This window comes from Bradyrhizobium acaciae (genome assembly GCF_020889785.1).
Lineage (GTDB): Bacteria > Pseudomonadota > Alphaproteobacteria > Rhizobiales > Xanthobacteraceae > Bradyrhizobium > Bradyrhizobium acaciae.
The window spans coordinates 1-1,112 of sequence record NZ_JACMYK010000313.1 but is presented as its reverse complement, the minus strand read 5'-3'; the positions used below and the strand labels follow the sequence as shown (position 1 = coordinate 1,112).

General features: G+C 62.0%; 1 protein-coding gene. It reads right to left on the bottom strand.

Annotated features, from left to right (window positions below):
* Positions 1–1,076 (bottom strand): hypothetical protein (locus H8A92_RS40480; RefSeq protein ID WP_229200806.1); only part of this gene is annotated, 1,076 nt, incomplete at its 3' end.
* Positions 1,077–1,112: the final 36 nt, after the last annotated feature.

Sequence of the window (1,112 nt, the reverse complement as noted above, 5' to 3'; positions counted from 1 at the left end):
GGGACATTGATCGCATGGCCTGCGGTCTGCGCCACGCCGTTGATCAAGAACTCGCCGCCGGCCACCGTGCCGTTCGAATCCCACAGCTGCAGCTGATACGTCGCATTGCTTGGATTGGAAACGTTAACCAGGCTCGAGAGCGCAATCTGTGCACCGGCCGCGGCACTTGGCAGGCTCGATACATTCAACGTCGGCGCCGGCACCGAGACCGTAAATTGCTGCCAGCCACTTGCCGTGCCGTTCTGAACGAGCTGCGCATACAGCGTATCGGTGCCGGCTGAAGTCCCGGCATCGAACACCACATTGGCGCCCAACGGCACATTGATCGCATGGCCTCCGGTCTGCGCCACGCCATTGATCAGGAACTCGCCACCGGCCGCCGTGCCGTTCGAATCCCACAGCTGCAGCTGATACGTGGCATTGCTCGGATCGGACACGTTCACCAGGCTCGAGAGCGCAATCTGCGCACCGGCCGTGGTGCTGGGCACGCCCGATACACTCAGCGTCGGCGCCGCCACCGAGACCGTAAACTGCTGCCAGCTGCCTAGCGCGCCGTTGTTTTGAACGAGCCGCGCGTACAGAGTATCGGTACCGGCCGAAGTCCCGGCATCGAACACCACATTGGCGCCCAACGGCACATTGATCGCATGGCCTGCGGTCTGCGCCACGCCATTGATCAGGAACTCGCCGCCGGCCACCGTGCCGTTCGAATCCCACAACTGGAGAGTCTGATAGCCGGCACCGTTCGGATCGGACACGGTGACCAGGCTCGACAAGGCGATCAACTGACCTGCACTTGCCGAAGGGTAGTTCGCGACGTTAACCGACGGCGTAATAGGTGGTGTGGCCGTAATCAGCGTGCCCGTGCCAGAATCCTGCGTTGCAGTGAAGCCAACTCCGGGATTCTGACCCAGCTGCAGATCATACGTTATTCCGCCCTCGACAACGTGAAGCATGCTGCCGGATACAACAGTGGCCGAGCCACCGGACACGAATGTCACGCCGGTCAGATCGATGGTGTCACCGACAACGATGCCGCTGATGATGTCGCTGGGCATGGTGGTGCCGTCGATCACCAGCGTCCCGCTGGAACTGGCGAAGGTAATGCCCCC